Genomic DNA, 16,999 nt, shown 5'->3' with positions numbered 1-16,999 from the left:
CCGGAAACTATGGGCCGACCTGGGCGGAGTCAAGGCGAGGGGCTGTCAATGCGGCCCGCTCTGCGGGCGGGTGCTGGAATGACAGGGTTAATCTACGGCGTCAGATCGTAACTCACCGTGACCACCGCCCGCAGCGTCTGCTCGCCCGGGGCGACCGGCACGGCGGCGCGCATGGCGGCGATCGGCCGCGGCGGCAGCGGCGCGCCTTCCTCGGTAATCGAGACGACATGGCCGAGCTTGCTGCCGGCCGCCGCAGCGTAGAGCCCCGCCTTGCGATGGGCGTCGGCGATGGCGTCGTCGCGCGCCTGGTCGAGCAGCTTCGACTGCTGCGACACGACGAATTCGATGCCCGACATCTCGTTGGCGCCGGCGGCGATCGCCTTGTCGAGCACGTTGGGCATGTTGCCGATGTCGCGGATCTGCACGGTGAGTTGGTTGGTCACCTGGAAGCCGAGCAACCGCGCCGGGCCGCCTTTGCCGGTGTCGTACTGCGGCTGCAGCGACAGCCGCGAGGTCTGCACGTCCTTGTCGGCGACGCCGGTTCCCTTGATGGCCGCGAGCACGGCCGTCATCTTCTGCGCATTGGCCTCGCTCGCCTCGCGCGCGGTCCTGCCCTGGCTGGTGACGCCGACGCGAATGACGGCGGTGTCGGGCGGCACCGAGACGCTCGCTTCGCCGGTGACGGTCACCAGACGATCGGCGGCCTGAGCGGCGGAAAGCGCCGCCGCCAGCAGAATGGTGCAGAGAAGAGCGCGCAGCATCGGATCACCTATTTGATGGGAACGTAGATATCGATCACCAGCCTGTCGGGATTCGAGACGAGCGGATCGGTAGCATACTGCTCGATGAACATGTCCTTGGCGTCTATCGAATGGTCATCGAGGAAATTGGTAATCGTTTCGTAAGTCGTGTCCATCGCATCATAGGCGCCGCGGTGCACGAACTTGAGCGCCTTGCCCGCGGGCGCCTGGCCGACGGCGATCTTGTCCGGCGGCGGACTGGCCGGCGCGGCGGCGATCGGGTACGCCGCCTCGAAATCGAAGCCGGTCTCGTCGGTCTTCGTATAGATGGTCATCGCCGCCCCGGTCGGCTTGATGCCTTCCTTGTCGAGATAGGCGTGGAGCGCCTTGAAGGAGGCGATCAGCGTGTCGAAGGCGCTGTCCCAGTTGGCATGGCCTTTGGTTAGCACGATCGTGAGCTCCGGCAGCATCACTTCCAGGCCGAAGGCGTCGCCGGGCTGAAGCGTCCCCGGTGGTGGCGCGTCGGCGGGCGGCGGCGCCGGCGGCATCTGCTCCGCAGGCTTTGGCGCGGCCGGCGACATGGTCTGCCCGGCCACGGCGCCTGCCGCGGTCACCGTCAGGAAGCCGGCCAGAATCGGCGCTACCCAGCGCGTAGAAAGCATGTGACGAAGTCTCCGTTTGGGTCGGGCGGCCCGGCGACTCGCCTTGGCTCGAGATTAGCACGACCACTGGCCATTCGCCGTTGATTCGCCATATAAACCGGGCGAAAGCCGGGCGCGGACGCCTGGCCGGGACGTTTTCAGATGGGCGCGCTCGCCAACCAGCCTTTCGTCAAGATGAACGGGATCGGCAACGAGATCGTCGTTGTCGATCTTCGGAAGGGTGCGCCCGCCATCGCGCCGGAGGAGGCGCGCGCGGCCGCGTCGCCGCAGGGCGCGCCCTACGATCAGCTGATGGCGCTTTATCCGCCGCGCACGCCCGGCACTGACGCCTACATCCGCATCTACAACAATGACGGCTCGGAGGCCGGCGCCTGCGGCAACGGCATGCGCTGCGTCGCCTCGATCGTGTCGGGCGAGAATGGCAAGAGCGCGCTGACCTTCGAAACCGAGGCCGGTATCCTCAACTGCTGGAAGGCCGAAGGCGGCCTGTTCACCGTCGACATGGGGCCGCCGCGCTTCAAGTGGAACGAGATTCCGCTTGCGGAAGAATTCCGTGACACGCGCGCCATCGAATTGCAGATCGGTCCGATCGACAAGCCGGTGCTGCATTCGCCGTCGGTCGTCAATATGGGCAATCCGCACGCGATTTTCTGGGTCGACGACGTCAACGCCTACGACCTCGAACGCTTCGGCCCGCTGCTCGAGAACCATCCGATCTTCCCCGAGCGCGCCAACATCACGCTCGCGCACATCGTCGACCGCACGCACATCGTCATCCGTACCTGGGAGCGCGGCGCCGGATTGACGCGCGCCTGCGGCTCGGCCGCCTGCGCCGCGGCGGTGGCGGCGGCGCGGTTCAAGCGCACCGAGCGCACGGTGCGCGTAACGCTGCCCGGCGGCGACCTCACCATCGAGTGGCGCGAGCGCGACGATCACGTGCTGATGACCGGACCGGTCGCGTTCGAGTTCAACGGCACGTTCAATCCAAATCTGTTCGAGAAGGCTCCGGCGCCATGAGCGTCGACGTCGTCACCTTCGGCTGCCGGCTCAACATCGTCGAATCGGAAGCGGTGCGGCGTGAGGCCGAAGCTGCAGGCGTTGCCGACGCGGTGATCGTCAACACCTGCGCCGTGACCGGCGAGGCGGTGCGGCAGGCGCGGCAGGCGATCCGCAAGCTCAAGCGCGAGAAGCCGGATGCACGTATCGTCGTCACCGGCTGCGCCGCGCAGGCCGATAGCGCGCAATTCGCCGCGATGCCGGAAGTCGACCGCGTGCTCGGCAATGAGGACAAGTTCGACCGCGCCGCCTGGGCGCGCAGCGAGCGTGTGGCAGTATCCGACATCATGGCGGCGACGGCGATGCGCGCGCCAAGCGTCGATGCGCTCGCCGGCCACACGCGCGGCTTCGTGCAGGTGCAGAATGGCTGCGACCATCGCTGCACTTTCTGCATCATCCCGTTCGGGCGCGGCAATTCGCGCTCGCTGCCGGTGCACGACGTGATCGCGCAGGCGCGCCGGCTGGTCGCCAACGGCTACCGCGAGATCGTGCTCACCGGCGTCGATATCACCAGTTACGTCGACGGCGTCCTGCGGCTCGGCGCGCTGGTGAAGCGCCTGCTGCGCGAAATCCCCGAGCTCGAGCGCCTCCGACTGTCATCCATCGATTCGGTCGAGGCCGACCGCGATCTCATGGATACGCTGGCCAACGAGCCGCGGCTGATGCCGCATCTGCATCTGTCGCTGCAGCACGGCGACGATCTCATCCTCAAGCGCATGAAGCGCCGGCACACGCGCGAAGACGCGATCCGCTTCTGCGACGACCTGCGCCGGCTGCGGCCCGACGTCGCCTTCGGCGCCGACATCATCGCCGGCTTCCCGACCGAAAGCGACGAGGCGTTCGCGCGCTCGGTCGCTCTCGTCGACGCCTGCGGCTTGACGCAACTGCATGTCTTCCCGTTCTCGCCGCGGCCCGGCACGCCGGCGTCGCGCATGCCGCAGCTCGATCGCGCGCTGGTGAAGGAGCGCGCCGCGCGCCTGCGCGAGAAAGGCGAGGCGGCGCTCGCCACGCATCTCGGAGCCGAGGTCGGCGCGCGCCGCCGGGTGCTCACCGAGCGCGGCGGCATCGGTCACACCGAGCAATTCCTGACCGTGAAGCTGGCCGCGCCGATTGCGCCGGGGACGATTCTCGATTTGCATATGGCCGGGCACGACGGCCGCCGGCTGCTGGCCGCATAGGGAGAGAGCGATGAGCGCGAACGAGCATCTGATCACCACGGTTGAACAGCTCGAAGCGCTCTACGGACAGCCTTACGGGCCGGCGGTGACGAAAGAGACCGACCGCATCGCGCCGGTCTATCGCAAGCTCATCGAAGCCGCGCCGTTCGTCGCGGTGGCGACCGGTGGTCCGGACGGGCTCGACTGCTCGCCGAAGGGCGATGCGCCCGGCTTCGTGCGCGTGCTCGACGACAAGACGCTGGCGCTGCCCGACCGGCCGGGAAACAACCGCATCGACGGCTTCCGCAATCTGCTCAAGGACCCGCGCATCGCGCTGCTGTTCCTTATCCCCGGCGTCGGCGAGACCTTCCGCGTCAACGGTCGCGCTTCGATCTCGGTCGACCCGGAGCTGATGCAGAGCTTCGCCGTCAACGGCAAGCTGCCGCGGTCGGTGCTGCTCGTGCACGTCGAAACCGCCTTCTTTCATTGCTCGAAGGCGATCGTGCGCTCGAAGCTGTGGGACGAGACGACGAAGATCGACCGCAAGAGTCTGCCGTCGACCGGCACGATTATCGCCGAGTTGAGCGGCGGCACATTGGGTGGCGAGGCCTACGACCGCGATGCACCCGCGCGCATCGAGAAGATGCTGTATTGATGTGCCGCAGGCTAGGCGAGCTCCCTCTCCCAAGTGGGGAGAGGGGGTTCATGATTTGCGATCTTTGTAACCCCTCACCCGACGCGCTGACGCGCGTCGACCTCTCCCTATGGGAGAGGTGAAGAAGGTTCATCGATTCGTTCGCCGTTCCACCCGCACTTGCCGAGCAACTCCCGCATATGCGGCGGCACCGGCGCCGTGATTGTCACCGCCGGCTTGTTCTTGGAGATCGGCACGACGACCTCGCGCGCGTGCAGATGCAGCGTCGGCCCGCCGACGCGCGGCGCGCTGCCGTAGATGTTGTCGCCGACGATCGGGAAGCCCATCTCGGCGCAGTGCACGCGCAGTTGATGCGTGCGCCCCGTGACCGGCTCGAGCGCGAGCCAGGTCAGCCCTTCGGAGCGCCCCATCACCCGCCACATCGTCACCGACGGCAAACCGTGCGGATCCGGCTTCATCCACCAGCCGCGGCTCTCGTCGCGTTTCGACAGCGCGATGTCGATGCGGCCCTCGTCGGCTGCCGGGCCGCCCGCGACCACCGCCCAATAGGTCTTGCCGACCTTGCCCTGTTTGAACAGCTTACCGAGCAGCGCCAGCGCCTTGCGGTGCCGTCCGAGCACGAGGCAGCCGGTGGTGTCGCGGTCGAGCCGATGCGCCAAAGCCGGCGATCGTGGCAGGCCGAAGCGCAGCGCGTCGAAATAGTCCTCGAACGCCTCGACGCCTTTCGGGCCGCGGTGCACCGGTAATCCGGGTGGCTTGTCGATCACCAGCATCAGCCCGTCGCGGTACAGCAACCGGGCCTGCATCTCTTCCGGGGTCATCACGGCTTACCTAGATGGCATGAAACGGCTACCACGGGCGTCTCCTTGCTTCACCCTCCCCTTGAGGGGGAGGGTCGCTCGCCGCGCGCAGCGTGGTGAGCGGGGTGGGGTGCTCGACCCCGATATTTGCTATCACCCCCTCTCGGTTCGCTTCGCGAACCGACCTCCCCCCTCCAGGGGGAGGTGAAGAGAAGAAGGCATGGACGACAGTACGCAGAAAACAAGCTGGTGGAAGCGCCTCTCGGGCGGCCTCAAGCGCACCTCCTCGCAGCTCGGCACCGCCATCACGAGCCTGCTGACCAAGCGCAAGCTCGATGCGTCGACCCTGGAGGAGCTGGAGAACGAGCTGATCCGTGCCGACTTCGGCGTCGACGTTGCCGGCCGCACCATCGCCACGCTGCGCCGGGACCGCTTCGAGAAGGATATCTCTCCGGAGGAATTGCAGACGTTGCTCGCCGCCGAGATCGAGAAGACGATGACGCCGGTGGCGAAGCCGCTCGAGATCACCTCGCGGCCTTTCGTCATCCTTGTCACCGGCGTCAACGGCTCCGGCAAGACGACGACCATCGGCAAGCTCGCCGCGCGCTTCCGCGCCGAAGGCAAGAGCGTGATGCTGGTCGCCGGCGACACCTTCCGCGCCGCCGCGATCGAGCAGCTCGGCATCTGGGCCGAACGCACCGGCGCGACGATCAAGAAGAGCGCGCCCGGCGCCGATCCCGCCAGCCTCGCCTTCGACGCCATCAGCGCCGCCAAGGCCGAAGGCGTCGACATTGTGCTGGTCGACACCGCCGGCCGTTTGCAGAACCGCACCGAGCTGATGAGCGAGCTGGAGAAAATCGTGCGCGTGATGCGCAAGGTCGAGCCGACGGCGCCGAACGCGGTGCTGCTTGTGCTCGATGCGACGGTGGGTCAGAACGCGCTCAGCCAGGTCGACATCTTCGGCAAGACTGCGGGCGTCACCGGGCTCGTGATGACCAAGCTCGACGGCACCGCGCGCGGCGGCATCCTCGTCGCCATCGCCGACCGCTTCAAATTGCCGGTGCACTTCATCGGCGTCGGCGAGGGCGTCGACGACCTCGCGCCGTTCACCGCGCGCGATTTCGCCCGCGCGGTGGTGGGGTTGGAGTGATGGTGTGCGTGTCCCCGGGCGCAGCGCAGCACGCAGTGGTGCGCTGCAGACCCGGGACACGAAGCCGCGAAGCGCTGCGAAGATGAAAGAAACAATGTCCGAAAAACAGAAGCTCAACCCCATCCTCAAGCTCACGCTCGATATCGGGCCGCTGGTGCTGTTCTTCGCCATCAACGCCAAGATCGGCATCTATGCCGCCACCGGCGTGTTCATGGTGGCTGTGCTCGCCGCGCTCGCCGTTGCCTACGTCCTGACCCGGCGGGTCGAAATCATGCCGCTGGTCACCGCGGTGGTGGTGCTCATCTTCGGCGGTCTGACGATTGTCTTGCACGACGCCACGTTCATCAAGCTCAAGCCCACGATCATCTACGTGCTGTTCGGCGGCGCGCTCGTCGCCGGGCTGGCGATGGGCAAGCCGCTGCTCGGCATCGTGTTCGATTCGGTGTTCGATCTCACGGAAGAAGGCTGGCGCAAGCTGACCTGGCGCTGGGCGCTGTTCTTCTTCGTGCTGGCGGTCCTCAACGAGATCGTCTGGCGCAACTTCTCCACCGACGTCTGGGTCAGCTTCAAACTGTTCGGCGTCGTGCCGCTGACCTTCCTGTTCGGCGCAGCGCAGCTGCCGCTGTTGACCAAGTACGCCGCTGATAAGCAGGACTAGGCCGGCGCGCCTTGCGCCACCGGCTCGGTCGTAACGGCGGGGCGCCTGCGATCCTCGAAGGCGATGATCCGCGCCGCGGCAAAATGCGCGGCGACGGCGATGCTGCCGCCGGCGAGGAGATCGACGAAATAATGCGCGCCTTCGGTGAGCGTGGCCCCGAGCATCGCCGCGTCCAGCACCAGCAGCGCGGTGAAGATGCGCGGAAAGCGCCGCAGCGTCAGCGGCGTCAGGATGGCGATCGTCGAATGGAATGACGGGAAGGTGGCGATGCCGCCGGGCGCTTCGGTCATCACGAATGGCCCTGGCTGGCGCAGCCGCATCAACTGTTCGACCGGGGTCGCGCCGGTGAAGTGCAGCAGGTTGAAGTCCTTCGCATCGACGAACACGATCGGCCCGCCCGCCGGCATCGTTGCCGAGATGGCGATTGTGACGACGAAGGCGATGGTGAAGGCGAGCAGATAGGTGCGCAACTCCGTGGTGCGATGCGCGAAGGCGAGCACGACGAGCGGGAAGGCGATCTGCAGCGAGATGGTGTTGTAGGCGAAGGAGAACACCTTCTGCACCTGCGCGTGGTTATCGACCCAGTGCGCAAAGCCGGGCCAGTCGAAGCCGAGCGCGAGATCGAGGCGGTTGAGCAAGTCGTCGCGCAGGGGGAAATCCAGGCGCTGCATCGCGTAGGCGGCGAGCACGCCGAACAGGCAGATCGTCACCAGATAGAGGAAGCCGTAGAGGAAGACCTGCACCGCCTGCACGACGCGCGTCTGCGGGACGATGAGCGTCACTGCGTCCATGGCGACGACGCCGGCGATCACCGGCCAGGCGTTCGGCAATGTGGTGAGGGTGAAATGCGTGACGGACGCCGCGCACACGCCCGCGATCGCCAGCGCCGACATGATGAGGATCGCCGGCCGCGACACGGGGCTCACGCGCGACTGCAGCAGGAAGGCGGACCAGCCGCCGTCGAACCGGTTGAAACGCATCGCCAGCAATCCCCGACCAGGACGCAATATGTCTATTCACACAGGCTGTGCGGTGGCCCGACACTGCGCGAGATCGATTAAAATATTGTTAGGGATTGCCGGCGGAATGGCGCGAATGCGCGGCTCACGCCTTCGCGGATTTCAATGTGAAGGCGCGGCCGTCGGCGACGAAGCGGCCGTAGCCGTGATGATGGAAGGTCTTCGGGTTCTTCTGCTTCGGATCGCGCCAGGCGGCGATCACGTCCAGGATGAACATGTTGTAGCGGTTGACCATCCGCTTATCGATCACCTTGCATTCCAGATTGGCGAAGCATTCCTTGATCAGCGGCGCCTGCACCTGCGACGCGGCAACCGGCGTCAGGCCGAAGGCCTTGAACTTGTCGACCTCGCGGCCCGAGCAATTGCCGATCTTCACCGCTGTCGGCGCGAGCCTGCGCGCCGGCAGCGCGATGACGCATTCGCCGGTCGCGCGCAGCGATTCAAAACTGTAGTTGGCTGAGCTGCAGACGCAGGCGAGAAGCGGCGGCTCGAATTCGAGCATCATATGCCATGACATGGTCATGACATTGGCGCGGCCCTTGCGCGCGGTCGTCAGCAGCGTCACAGGTCCCGGCTCGAGCAGCTGATAGACTTCCCCGAGCGGCAGCGGCTTCATTTCTGCGCCAGCGCCTTGGCGATCTGCGGCTCGAGCACGCGCTGCAAATTCTCGGCGCCGATCGGGCCGACGAGCTTGTAGGCGATGTGACCGTCGCGGCCGACGACGAAGGTCTCCGGCACGCCGTAGACGCCCCAGTCGATGCCGGTGCGGCCGCTCGCATCCTGTCCGGTCGCCGCATACGGATTGCCGTAGCGGCCGAGGAAGCGGCGCGCGTTGCCGGCCTCGTCCTTGTAGTTGATGCCGACGAGCTGGATGCGCTTGTCCTTCGACAGCGCCTCGAGGAACGGCACCTCGTCGTGGCAAGGCACGCACCACGACGCCCACACGTTCACGAGCGTCACCTTGCCGGCGAAGGTCGCGTTGCTCAGGCCCGGCACCGGCCGGCCGGCCTGCTCGAGGCCGGGGATCGGCGGCAGGTTAGTCGCCGGCGCCGGCTTGCCGATCAGCGCCGAGGGGATGAACGAGGCATCGCCGGCACCGAGGCGGATGAAGAACAGCGCCGCCAACCCCATGAAAACGGCGAGCGGCAGCAGCAGCAGGACGCTGCGGCGGACTTTGCGCGGCGTTTCAGTGGTCGTGCTCATGGAGTCTCCTCGCGCCGCGAGCGGCGCGTGACGCCCTGGTCCTCGAGCTCGCCGAGCACGCGCCGCAGCGTCGCATGGTCGAGCACCACCCACGCAACCATGACGGCGACGACAAAGGCGGTCACCGCGTAAGCGGCGACGATGAAGTCGGCGTGCGGCCCGAGATTCATGCGCTATTTCCTTTGCGCATGATCTTATCCGAAAGCCGGTTCCCACTTTTCGGGATCATGCGCTTGCCTCCGCGAGCGTCTGCGCCTGCATCAACTGCATCGTGCGCACGCGCCGTCGCAGGATTTCGTTGCGCATCGCCATGAGATGCAGCGTTGCGAACAGAAACGTGAAAGCGAGCGTCATCACGATCAGCGGCCACAGGATCGACGGCGCGATGGTCGGTCCGCCCATGCGGAAGATCGATTCCGGCTGATGCAACGTGTTCCACCAGTCGACGGAGAATTTGATGATCGGCAGGTTGAGCGCGCCGACGAGCGTCAGCACCGCCGCCGCGCGCGAGCCGCGGCCCGGATCCTCCGCCGTCCAGTAGAGCGCCATGACGCCGAGATAGAGCAGCAGCAGCACCAGCATCGAGGTCAGCCGCGCGTCCCACACCCAGTAGGTGCCCCAGGTCGGCCGGCCCCACAGCGAGCCGGTGACGAGGCAGATGAAGGTGAAGGCGGCGCCGATCGGCGCGGCTGCCTTGCCGGCGACGTCGGCGAGCGGATGCCGCCACACCAAAGTGCCGAGCGCGGCGGCGCTCATCAGCGCCCAGCCGAGCATGCCGAGCCAGGCCGACGGCACGTGCAGGTACATGATCTTGACGGTGGCGCCCTGCTGATAGTCGTCCGGGGCGTTTATCGCCTGGAAGAGGCCGATGACGAACAGAACCACCGTCGCGGCGATCAGCCACGGCAGCAGGCGCGCCACCAGCCGGAGGAACCGCGTCGGATTGGCGAGGTCGATGAGGGCCATGGCCGGCGTTTTAGTCCCGGGTGAATACGGGGGCAATCCGGAGCAGCCCGGAGGTCATTCCAGGCCGAAGCGCAGGGCGGCGGCGGCGGCAAACGGGCCGATCACCAGGCTGGCCAGACTGAGCGCGCAGAGAATGGTGAAAGGGGGGCCGAACGGGACGCCGCCGACGATCGCCGCATTGGCGGTGGCGACGCCGAAGATCAGCACGGGGATGGTCAGCGGCAGCACCAGCACCGCCAGCAGCAGCCCGCCGCGGCGCAATGCCACGGACAGGCCGGCGCCGACGAGGCCGATGAAGGTCAGCGCCGGCGTGCCAACCGCGAGTGTCAGCGCGACGGCACCCATGGCTTTCGGCTCGATGTTCAGCATCAGCCCGAGCACCGGCGAAACGACGACCAGCGGCAGGCCGGTGGTCAGCCAATGGGCCAGCCCCTTGCCGGCGATGGCCAGTTCGAGCGGCATGCGGCCCATCATCAGGAGGTCGAGCGAGCCGTCCTCGTGGTCGGTGGCGAACAGCCGGTCGAGCGCCAGCAGGCTGGCCAGCAGCGCGCCGAGCCAGAGGATTGCCGGGCCGATGCGGGCGAGCAGGTTGAGGTCGGGCCCGAGCGCGAATGGCATCATCACCACGACGGTGAGGAAGAACAGCGCGCCCATCAGCGCGCCGCCGCCGACGCGCACCGCGATGCGCATGTCGCGCACGAGGAGGGCGGTAAGGCCGGTCATTGGCCGAGTCCCGGGGCAAGGTCACCTCTCCCCATCGGGGAGAGGTCGGCGAGCGAAGCGAGCCGGGTGAGGGGGACCGGATCGATATCGGCGGGGAGCCCCCTCACCCGAATCCCTCGCTGCGCTCGGAATTCGACCTCTCCCCTCCGGGGAGAGGTGCAGCGCGTGTGCGGAGCGATATGCATCATCCCTTCGCCCCCAGCCGCAGCTCCCGCGGCGCGGCCAGTCCGATGGGCCCGTGCGTCGCGGCGACAATGAGCCCGCCCTTACCGAGATGCGCCTGCATCAGCCCCGCGAGCCGCTCCTGACTCTGCACGTCGAGCGCCGAGGTCGGCTCGTCGAGCAACCAGAGCGGCCGTTCGACCGCCGCCAGCCGCGCGATCGATAGCCGCCGGCGCTGCCCCGCCGACAAGTAGGCCGCCGGCAGGCCGGCCAGCGGCGCCAGCCCGACCGCCTCCAGCGCGGTGGTCACCTTGTCGCGGTCGCCGCCGAGGAACTCCACCCAGAAGGCCAGGTTTTCTCTTACTGAAAGAGATGTTTTCAGTGCGTCATGATGGCCGAGGTAATGCGCCTGCTCGCCGACGCTCGCCTCCGCCTCGCCGCCGTCCAGCGTCAGCCGCCCGTCGGCGATTCGCACCAGCCCGGCGATCATGCGCAGCAGCGACGACTTGCCGGCGCCGTTGCGGCCGGTGACCACCAATGCCTCGCCGCCGGCGACGGCAAACGACAGGCCGGCGAATACCGTCCGCCCGCCGCGGACGCATGTCAGGTTGTCGGCGGCAAGCTGCATCAGCAGCGCCGGCGCCGCGCGCGGTCAGCCGCCGGCCACGGGAGCCATGATTTTTTGCGCATCAGTCTGGAATGGCCCCAAGCTATGTAGCGTCAGACGCAAAAAAACCTTATAAGCCCGCCCCGACGGCGGTCCGAACTGGATTCCGCGCCGCGAGCTCTCCGGCCTGCAACGGGCCGGCTGGGGATGAGCTTAGACCGATCCAGCACTCATGTCCCGCGCAGGGAATGGAACCAGTCCTATGACGTCGCTCGACAGCTTCAAATGCTGCAAGACCCTGAAGGTCGGCAGCAAGTCCTATGCGTATTTCAGCCTCCCGATCGCGGAGAAGAACGGGCTCAAAGGCATCTCGCGCCTGCCGTTCTCGATGAAGGTGCTGCTGGAGAATCTGCTGCGCAACGAAGACGGCCGCACCGTCACCAAGGACGACATCAAGGCCGTCGCCGAGTGGATGAAGACGAAGACCTCCGACCACGAGATCGCCTTCCGTCCGGCGCGCGTGCTGCTGCAGGACTTCACCGGCGTGCCCTGCGTGGTCGACCTCGCGGCGATGCGCGACGCGATGAAAAACCTCGGCGGCGACCCCAAGAAGATCAACCCGCTCATCCCGGTCGACCTCGTCATCGACCACTCGGTCGCGGTCAACTTTTACGGCAACAAGGACGCCTTCAAGAAGAACGTCGAGGAAGAGTACCGCCAGAACCAGGAGCGCTACGAGTTCCTGAAATGGGCGCAGCGTTCGTTCGACAATTTCCGCGTCGTGCCGCCCGGCACCGGCATCTGCCATCAGGTCAATCTTGAATTCCTCGCGCGCACCGTCTGGACGCGCAAGGACAAGGTCAAGGTCGACGGCAAGCAGGCGACCATGGAAGTGGCCTATCCCGACACGCTGGTCGGCGCCGATTCGCACACCACCATGGTCAACGGTCTCTCGGTGCTCGGCTGGGGCGTCGGTGGCATCGAGGCGGAAGCCGCGATGCTCGGCCAGCCGCTGTCGATGGTGTTGCCGGAGGTGATCGGCTTCAAGCTCTCGGGACGCCTCAAGGAAGGCATCACCGCGACCGACCTCGTGCTCACCATCACCGAGGCGCTGCGCAAGCGCGGTGTCGTCGGCAAGTTCGTCGAGTTCTTCGGCCCCGGTCTGGCGCATCTGACGATCGCCGACCGCGCCACCCTCGGCAACATGGCGCCGGAATACGGCGCCACCTGCGGCTTCTCGCCGATCGACGACGACACCATCAAGTACCTCAAGGACACCTCGCGTCCGCCGGAGGTCGTCTCGCTGGTCGCCGCCTATGCCAAAGCGCAGGGCATGTTCCGCATCAAGACCACGCCGGATCCGTTGTTCACCGACGTGCTCAAGCTCGATCTCGCCACCGTGACGCCGTCGCTCGCCGGCCCGAAGCGTCCGCAGGACCGCATCGCGCTCAAGGACGTGAAGGCCGGCTTCACCGCGTCGATGGAGAAGGAGTTCGGCAAGGGCTCCGAACTGCACAAGCGCGCCAAGGTCGAGGGCAAGAACTACGAACTCGGCCACGGCGATGCGGTGATCGCCGCGATCACCTCGTGCACCAACACGTCGAACCCGAACGTCATGATCGGCGCCGGCCTGCTCGCCCGCAAGGCGGCGGCCAAGGGCCTCACGGCCAAGCCGTGGGTCAAGACGTCGCTCGTGCCCGGCTCGCAGGTCGTCGCCGAGTATCTCGACAATTCGGGCCTGCAGAAGGATCTCGACAAGCTCGGCTTCAATCTCGTCGGTTTCGGCTGCACCACCTGCATCGGCAATTCGGGTCCGCTGCCGCCGGAGAACTCGAAGGCGATCAACGACAACGATCTCGTCGCCGCCGCGGTGCTCTCGGGTAACCGCAACTTCGAAGGCCGCGTGAACGCCGACGTGCGCGCCAACTACCTGGCGTCGCCGCCGCTCGTCGTCGCCTATGCGATCGCCGGCTCGATGTACGCCGACATGCTCAAGGACCCGCTCGGCGAGGACCAGAAGGGCAAGAAGGTGTTCCTCAAGGACATCTGGCCGTCGAACAAGGAGATCGGCGCCTTCGTCGCCAAGAACATCACCAAGAAGGTGTTCGCCAAGCGCTACGGCGACGTGTTCAAGGGCGACGCGCATTGGCGCAAGATCAGCGTCAAGGGCGGGATGACGTTTGCGTGGGACAAGAAGTCGACCTACGTGCAGAACCCGCCATATTTCGTAGGCATGACGAAGCAGCCGCAGCCGCTCGAGGATATCGTCGAGGCGCGCGTGCTGGCGCTGCTCGGCGACTCGATCACCACCGACCACATCTCGCCGGCCGGTTCGATCAAAGTCGACTCGCCTGCGGGCAAGTATCTCGTCGATCACAAGGTGAAGCCGATCGACTTCAATCAGTACGGCACGCGCCGCGGTAACCACGAAGTGATGATGCGCGGCACCTTCGCCAACATCCGCATCAAGAACCAGATGGTGCCGGGTGTCGAAGGCGGCGTGACGGTCCACTATCCGTCGAAGCAGCGGATGCCGATCTACGATGCCGCGATGAAGTACAAGGCCGAGAAGGTGCCGCTGGTGGTGTTTGGCGGCAAGGAATACGGAACCGGCTCCTCGCGCGACTGGGCAGCCAAGGGTTCCGTGCTGCTCGGCATCCGCGCCGTCGTCGTCGAGTCGTTCGAGCGCATCCATCGCTCGAATCTCATCGGCATGGGCGTTCTGCCGCTGGTGTTCGAAGAGGGAACCACCTGGAAGTCGCTCGGGCTCAAGGGTGACGAGCAGGTCACCATCCGCGGCCTCTCGGGCGAGCTCAAGCCGCGTCAGCGGCTGATCGCCGAGATCGTCATGGGCGACGGTACCCTCAAGCGCGTGCCGTTGATCTGCCGCATCGATACCCTGGACGAACTCGATTACTTCAAGAACGGCGGCATCCTGCAGTACGTGCTGCGGCAGCTCGCAGGTTGACGCGAGCGACGCTCACCTTGAAGTGAGTGGCCGGTGATGGACGAGGCGCTCTATAAGTGCCTCGTCCGGCAGGGGGATCGCGGGATTACCTATGACCCATCGCGCCTTCGCTCTTGCGTTAGCCGTCGCCGCCTTGGTGCAGCCCGCCTTCGCGGGCGAGCCGCGCGCGGTTATTGAGCTCTTCACCAGCCAGGGTTGCTCGAGCTGCCCCGCCGCCGACAAGTTGCTCGGACAATTGCGGCAGGATCCCTCGATCGTGGCGCTCAGCCTGCCGGTCGATTACTGGGATTATCTCGGCTGGAAAGACACCCTGGCACTGCACGGCCATACCGTGCGCCAGCAGGAATACGCGCAGGCGCGCGGCGACCGCGAGGTCTATACGCCGCAGATCGTCGTCAACGGCGTGGCGCATGTGCTCGGCAGCGACAAGGCGGCGATCGAGAAGACGATCGCGGAGACGCGCGCCAAGGACAAGCCGCTGAGCGTACCGGTGACGCTCAATGTCGCCGGCGGCAAGGTGACGGTGAGCGTTCCCGACAGCGCGAGCGGCACGGACGCCGATGCCGACGTGTGGCTCTGCCCCTTCGCCAGCAAGATTCCGGTCGAGGTCCAGCGCGGCGAAAACCGCGGCCACACGCTGACCTATTACGACGTCGTGCGCCGCTGGGTGAAGCTCGGCACCTGGAACGGCAAGGCGCAGACGTTCAGCGTTCCCGTCGCCGACGTCACCAAGGGCGAGAGTGACGTCGATCATGTCGCCGTGCTGGTGCAGCGCGAGCCGAAGGGCAAGCCCGGTCTGATGCTCGGCGCCGCGACCGCGAGCCTGCGCTAGAATTTAGAGAAATATTTCTGTGTCATGCCCGGCCTTGTTCCGGGCCTCCACGCTTTGCTTCAAATCATGAATTGAAGACGGGGATGGCCGGGACAGGCCCGGCCATGACGACGTATTGTTCGTGCTTGCCGCTCGCGCCTCGGGACGCGGTCGAACAAAAAAATAGGGCCGGCAAAGCCGGCCCGAGGCGTTTTGGGGATTGAACCGTACGCGAAACTCAACTGGCCCGGTCGGCTGACCCCCGGGGGGCTGGGGGGCTGAGGAATCCGGAGATCGAACCGGACCGGGCCATGAGGCAACGGTCCTGTTATCTTGTTGCAGCGTGACGTGCGATTGTTCGAATTTGGGCCTTTTCGTGTGCGGTTTTAACGAGTTCGTGATCGTCCGCAGCGCGTTTCAAAATCAGTTTTTTGCCTATTTCCGTCGCAGAACGAAGCCCTTGCCGCCAGCCCTGACCGGCGCGATCATGTCACACGCTCGTCGTGGAAGGAGGCGCCGCATGTTCGGTCCTGGCGATGTCGATCCCAGCGAGTCCCGCGGGGGCGGGACTCCCGCGCGCAGCGCGCCCGTCCCCGGCCAGGTCACGTTCACCCGTCGCGAGCTCAACCGCATCCTCGATCTCTATGGCCGCAAGGTCGCCGCCGGCGAATGGCGCGATTACGCGATCGACTTTCTGAAGGATCGGGCCGTGTTCTCGGTCTTCCGCCGCTCTTCGGAAGTGCCACTTTACCGCATCGAGAAAGATCCCAAGCTGGCGCAGCGCCAGGGCGCCTACAGCGTCGTCTCGGCGAGCGGCCACATCCTGCGCCGCGGCCACGAGCTGGACCGCGTGCTGCGCGCGATCGACAAGTCGCTGTCGCTGGTCGCGAGCTGAGCCGCGGTTACGGATTGCTCCGCATCCCCTCGCCCAGCTCGCGCTGCATCAGCAGCGTGTCGACCCAGCGGCCGAATTTGTAGCCGATACCGGGCAATTGCCCGACCACGCCGAAGCCACAGGCCTCGTGCAGGCCGACCGACGCCGCCTGATTGGGCGAATCGCCGATCACCGCCAGCATCTGCCGGAAGCCGCGCTGTTCGCATTCGCCGATCAGCGCCTTGAGCAGCGCGTGGCCGGCGCCGCGGCGCTGCATGTCGGGATCGATGTAGATCGAATCCTCGACGCTGAAGCGGTAGGCCGGTCGCGTACGGTAGACCGAGGCATAGGCATAGCCGGCGAACCGGCCGCCGATCTCGGCGGCGAGATAGGGATAGCCGCCTTCCAGCACGTATTTCATGCGCCGCGCCATCTCCATCTCGTCCGGCGGCTCCGTCTCGAACGACGACGAGCCGGTCAGGACGGCCGGCGCGTAGATGCGGACGATGTGTGGCAGGTCGGCGGGTGTGGCGGGGCGGATGGTCACGGACATAGTCCGGGTACCGTAAGACGAATGATGGGCCGCTAGAAGCGCATCTGTGCCCCGGGCGCCGTGCAGCGTGAGCATAAGCGCGTTTACCGCGTCTTCGACCCGCTAGAGCGAACGGTGCGCGGCAGACCCGGGACCCCCGTTTCCGTCGCACGAACCGGGGCCCCGGATCTGCGGCTCACCACTCCGCTGCGCTTCGTGCTGCGCCGCGTCCGGGGGCACGCGGCCAAAAACAAAA

19 protein-coding genes are annotated in these 16,999 nt (G+C 66.4%); 8 read left to right on the top strand and 11 right to left on the bottom strand.

Annotated elements, in window-relative coordinates; genetic code table 11:
• Window positions 1-92 precede the first annotated feature (92 nt).
• Both VGV41_RS14850 and VGV41_RS14845 read right to left on the bottom strand, forming a co-directional pair.
• Window positions 93-761: an SIMPL domain-containing protein gene (locus VGV41_RS14850; RefSeq protein WP_326864644.1), complete on the bottom strand. Its 669-nt coding sequence runs from the start codon at window positions 759-761 to the stop codon at window positions 93-95.
• 8 nt (window positions 762-769) lie between these two features.
• The gene (locus tag VGV41_RS14845; protein WP_326864643.1) at window positions 770-1,402 is read right to left on the bottom strand and encodes a GyrI-like domain-containing protein; all 633 of its coding nucleotides are present in this window, start codon (window positions 1,400-1,402) and stop codon (window positions 770-772) included.
• 141 nt (window positions 1,403-1,543) lie between these two features.
• Here VGV41_RS14845 and dapF point away from each other — a divergent pair, with 141 nt between their 5' ends.
• The 3 genes from dapF to VGV41_RS14830 are packed head-to-tail and all read left to right on the top strand — an operon-like array spanning window position 1,544 to window position 4,270.
• Window positions 1,544-2,419: a diaminopimelate epimerase gene (dapF, locus tag VGV41_RS14840; RefSeq protein WP_326864642.1), complete on the top strand. Its 876-nt coding sequence runs from the start codon at window positions 1,544-1,546 to the stop codon at window positions 2,417-2,419.
• On the top strand, window positions 2,416-3,636 hold the full coding sequence (mtaB, locus tag VGV41_RS14835; RefSeq protein WP_326864640.1) for a tRNA (N(6)-L-threonylcarbamoyladenosine(37)-C(2))-methylthiotransferase MtaB: 1,221 nt from the start codon (window positions 2,416-2,418) through the stop codon (window positions 3,634-3,636). Before dapF ends, mtaB begins: the two co-directional genes overlap by 4 nt.
• Window positions 3,637-3,646: 10 nt before the next feature.
• Window positions 3,647-4,270, top strand: a complete 624-nt coding sequence (locus VGV41_RS14830; protein WP_326864638.1) for a pyridoxamine 5'-phosphate oxidase family protein — start codon at window positions 3,647-3,649, stop codon at window positions 4,268-4,270.
• A gap of 107 nt (window positions 4,271-4,377) precedes the next feature.
• On the opposite strand, the gene VGV41_RS14825 is transcribed toward VGV41_RS14830, so the two are convergent.
• Complete coding sequence (locus tag VGV41_RS14825) at window positions 4,378-5,091, bottom strand: RNA pseudouridine synthase (RefSeq protein ID WP_326864637.1); 714 nt, start codon at window positions 5,089-5,091, stop codon at window positions 4,378-4,380.
• 199 nt (window positions 5,092-5,290) lie between these two features.
• On the opposite strand from VGV41_RS14825, the gene ftsY reads away from it, so the two are divergent.
• Together ftsY and VGV41_RS14815 are read left to right on the top strand one after the other, a co-directional pair.
• Entirely contained in the window at window positions 5,291-6,220 is a 930-nt protein-coding gene (gene ftsY, locus VGV41_RS14820; RefSeq protein ID WP_326864636.1) for a signal recognition particle-docking protein FtsY, read from the top strand.
• Window positions 6,221-6,314: 94 nt separating this feature from the next.
• Complete coding sequence (locus VGV41_RS14815) at window positions 6,315-6,878, top strand: septation protein A (protein ID WP_326864634.1); 564 nt, start codon at window positions 6,315-6,317, stop codon at window positions 6,876-6,878.
• Here the strand turns inward: VGV41_RS14815 and VGV41_RS14810 are convergent.
• From VGV41_RS14810 to ccmA, 7 genes are all read right to left on the bottom strand, one after another.
• Window positions 6,875-7,858: a phosphatase PAP2 family protein gene (locus tag VGV41_RS14810; protein WP_326864633.1), complete on the bottom strand. Its 984-nt coding sequence runs from the start codon at window positions 7,856-7,858 to the stop codon at window positions 6,875-6,877. The two genes, VGV41_RS14815 and VGV41_RS14810, sit on opposite strands and share 4 nt — an antisense overlap.
• 124 nt (window positions 7,859-7,982) lie before the next feature.
• Window positions 7,983-8,513 carry a flavin reductase family protein gene (locus VGV41_RS14805; RefSeq protein ID WP_326864632.1) on the bottom strand — a complete coding sequence of 177 codons (531 nt, stop codon included), beginning with the start codon at window positions 8,511-8,513 and terminating at the stop codon, window positions 7,983-7,985.
• The gene (locus VGV41_RS14800; protein ID WP_326864631.1) at window positions 8,510-9,100 is read right to left on the bottom strand and encodes a DsbE family thiol:disulfide interchange protein; all 591 of its coding nucleotides are present in this window, start codon (window positions 9,098-9,100) and stop codon (window positions 8,510-8,512) included. The genes VGV41_RS14805 and VGV41_RS14800 overlap by 4 nt, the downstream gene beginning before the upstream one ends.
• Window positions 9,097-9,270 (bottom strand): heme exporter protein CcmD, encoded by a 174-nt coding sequence (gene ccmD / locus VGV41_RS14795; RefSeq protein ID WP_326864630.1) that lies wholly within the window; start codon window positions 9,268-9,270, stop codon window positions 9,097-9,099. Before ccmD ends, VGV41_RS14800 begins: the two co-directional genes overlap by 4 nt.
• Window positions 9,271-9,325: 55 nt before the next feature.
• A complete protein-coding gene (locus VGV41_RS14790; protein WP_326864629.1) occupies window positions 9,326-10,066 on the bottom strand; it encodes a heme ABC transporter permease in 741 nt (246 codons plus the stop codon).
• Between the two features lie 54 nt (window positions 10,067-10,120).
• Window positions 10,121-10,789 (bottom strand): heme exporter protein CcmB, encoded by a 669-nt coding sequence (ccmB, locus tag VGV41_RS14785; protein WP_326864628.1) that lies wholly within the window; start codon window positions 10,787-10,789, stop codon window positions 10,121-10,123.
• A 184-nt stretch (window positions 10,790-10,973) separates the two neighbouring features.
• Window positions 10,974-11,579 (bottom strand): heme ABC exporter ATP-binding protein CcmA, encoded by a 606-nt coding sequence (ccmA, locus tag VGV41_RS14780; protein WP_326864627.1) that lies wholly within the window; start codon window positions 11,577-11,579, stop codon window positions 10,974-10,976.
• A gap of 241 nt (window positions 11,580-11,820) precedes the next feature.
• On the opposite strand from ccmA, the gene acnA reads away from it, so the two are divergent.
• The 3 genes from acnA (at window position 11,821) to VGV41_RS14765 (ending at window position 16,232) form a co-directional block, all read left to right on the top strand.
• Window positions 11,821-14,526, top strand: coding sequence for an aconitate hydratase AcnA (gene acnA / locus VGV41_RS14775; protein ID WP_326864626.1), 2,706 nt, complete (start codon window positions 11,821-11,823; stop codon window positions 14,524-14,526).
• A 91-nt stretch (window positions 14,527-14,617) separates the two neighbouring features.
• Window positions 14,618-15,358, top strand: coding sequence for a DUF1223 domain-containing protein (locus VGV41_RS14770; RefSeq protein WP_326864625.1), 741 nt, complete (start codon window positions 14,618-14,620; stop codon window positions 15,356-15,358).
• 499 nt (window positions 15,359-15,857) lie between these two features.
• A complete protein-coding gene (locus tag VGV41_RS14765) occupies window positions 15,858-16,232 on the top strand; it encodes a DUF2794 domain-containing protein (protein WP_326864770.1) in 375 nt (124 codons plus the stop codon).
• Between the two features lie 7 nt (window positions 16,233-16,239).
• Here the strand turns inward: VGV41_RS14765 and VGV41_RS14760 are convergent, their stop codons facing one another.
• Window positions 16,240-16,764, bottom strand: a complete 525-nt coding sequence (locus VGV41_RS14760; protein WP_326864624.1) for a GNAT family N-acetyltransferase — start codon at window positions 16,762-16,764, stop codon at window positions 16,240-16,242.
• Window positions 16,765-16,999: the final 235 nt, after the last annotated feature.

The organism is Pseudolabrys sp. (assembly GCF_035943735.1).
Taxonomy (GTDB): Bacteria; Pseudomonadota; Alphaproteobacteria; order Rhizobiales; family Xanthobacteraceae; genus Pseudolabrys.
This window is presented reverse-complemented; position numbering and strand designations above follow the sequence as displayed.

What these genes read in the sequence shown, in the direction of transcription:
- VGV41_RS14830 (WP_326864638.1), top strand. Translation starts at nt 3,647, where the DNA reads ATGAGCGCGAACGAGCATCTGATCACCACGGTTGAACAGCTCGAAGCG.
- acnA (WP_326864626.1), top strand. Translation starts at nt 11,821, where the DNA reads ATGACGTCGCTCGACAGCTTCAAATGCTGCAAGACCCTGAAGGTCGGC.
- VGV41_RS14765 (WP_326864770.1), top strand. Translation starts at nt 15,858, where the DNA reads ATGTTCGGTCCTGGCGATGTCGATCCCAGCGAGTCCCGCGGGGGCGGG.
- VGV41_RS14790 (WP_326864629.1), bottom strand. Translation starts at nt 10,066, where the DNA reads ATGGCCCTCATCGACCTCGCCAATCCGACGCGGTTCCTCCGGCTGGTG.
- ccmD (WP_326864630.1), bottom strand. Translation starts at nt 9,270, where the DNA reads ATGAATCTCGGGCCGCACGCCGACTTCATCGTCGCCGCTTACGCGGTG.
- ccmA (WP_326864627.1), bottom strand. Translation starts at nt 11,579, where the DNA reads ATGCAGCTTGCCGCCGACAACCTGACATGCGTCCGCGGCGGGCGGACG.
- VGV41_RS14805 (WP_326864632.1), bottom strand. Translation starts at nt 8,513, where the DNA reads ATGAAGCCGCTGCCGCTCGGGGAAGTCTATCAGCTGCTCGAGCCGGGA.
- VGV41_RS14850 (WP_326864644.1), bottom strand. Translation starts at nt 761, where the DNA reads ATGCTGCGCGCTCTTCTCTGCACCATTCTGCTGGCGGCGGCGCTTTCC.
- ftsY (WP_326864636.1), top strand. Translation starts at nt 5,291, where the DNA reads ATGGACGACAGTACGCAGAAAACAAGCTGGTGGAAGCGCCTCTCGGGC.
- VGV41_RS14800 (WP_326864631.1), bottom strand. Translation starts at nt 9,100, where the DNA reads ATGAGCACGACCACTGAAACGCCGCGCAAAGTCCGCCGCAGCGTCCTG.
- VGV41_RS14845 (WP_326864643.1), bottom strand. Translation starts at nt 1,402, where the DNA reads ATGCTTTCTACGCGCTGGGTAGCGCCGATTCTGGCCGGCTTCCTGACG.
- dapF (WP_326864642.1), top strand. Translation starts at nt 1,544, where the DNA reads ATGGGCGCGCTCGCCAACCAGCCTTTCGTCAAGATGAACGGGATCGGC.
- VGV41_RS14815 (WP_326864634.1), top strand. Translation starts at nt 6,315, where the DNA reads ATGTCCGAAAAACAGAAGCTCAACCCCATCCTCAAGCTCACGCTCGAT.
- ccmB (WP_326864628.1), bottom strand. Translation starts at nt 10,789, where the DNA reads ATGACCGGCCTTACCGCCCTCCTCGTGCGCGACATGCGCATCGCGGTG.
- mtaB (WP_326864640.1), top strand. Translation starts at nt 2,416, where the DNA reads ATGAGCGTCGACGTCGTCACCTTCGGCTGCCGGCTCAACATCGTCGAA.
- VGV41_RS14770 (WP_326864625.1), top strand. Translation starts at nt 14,618, where the DNA reads ATGACCCATCGCGCCTTCGCTCTTGCGTTAGCCGTCGCCGCCTTGGTG.
- VGV41_RS14760 (WP_326864624.1), bottom strand. Translation starts at nt 16,764, where the DNA reads ATGTCCGTGACCATCCGCCCCGCCACACCCGCCGACCTGCCACACATC.
- VGV41_RS14810 (WP_326864633.1), bottom strand. Translation starts at nt 7,858, where the DNA reads ATGCGTTTCAACCGGTTCGACGGCGGCTGGTCCGCCTTCCTGCTGCAG.
- VGV41_RS14825 (WP_326864637.1), bottom strand. Translation starts at nt 5,091, where the DNA reads ATGACCCCGGAAGAGATGCAGGCCCGGTTGCTGTACCGCGACGGGCTG.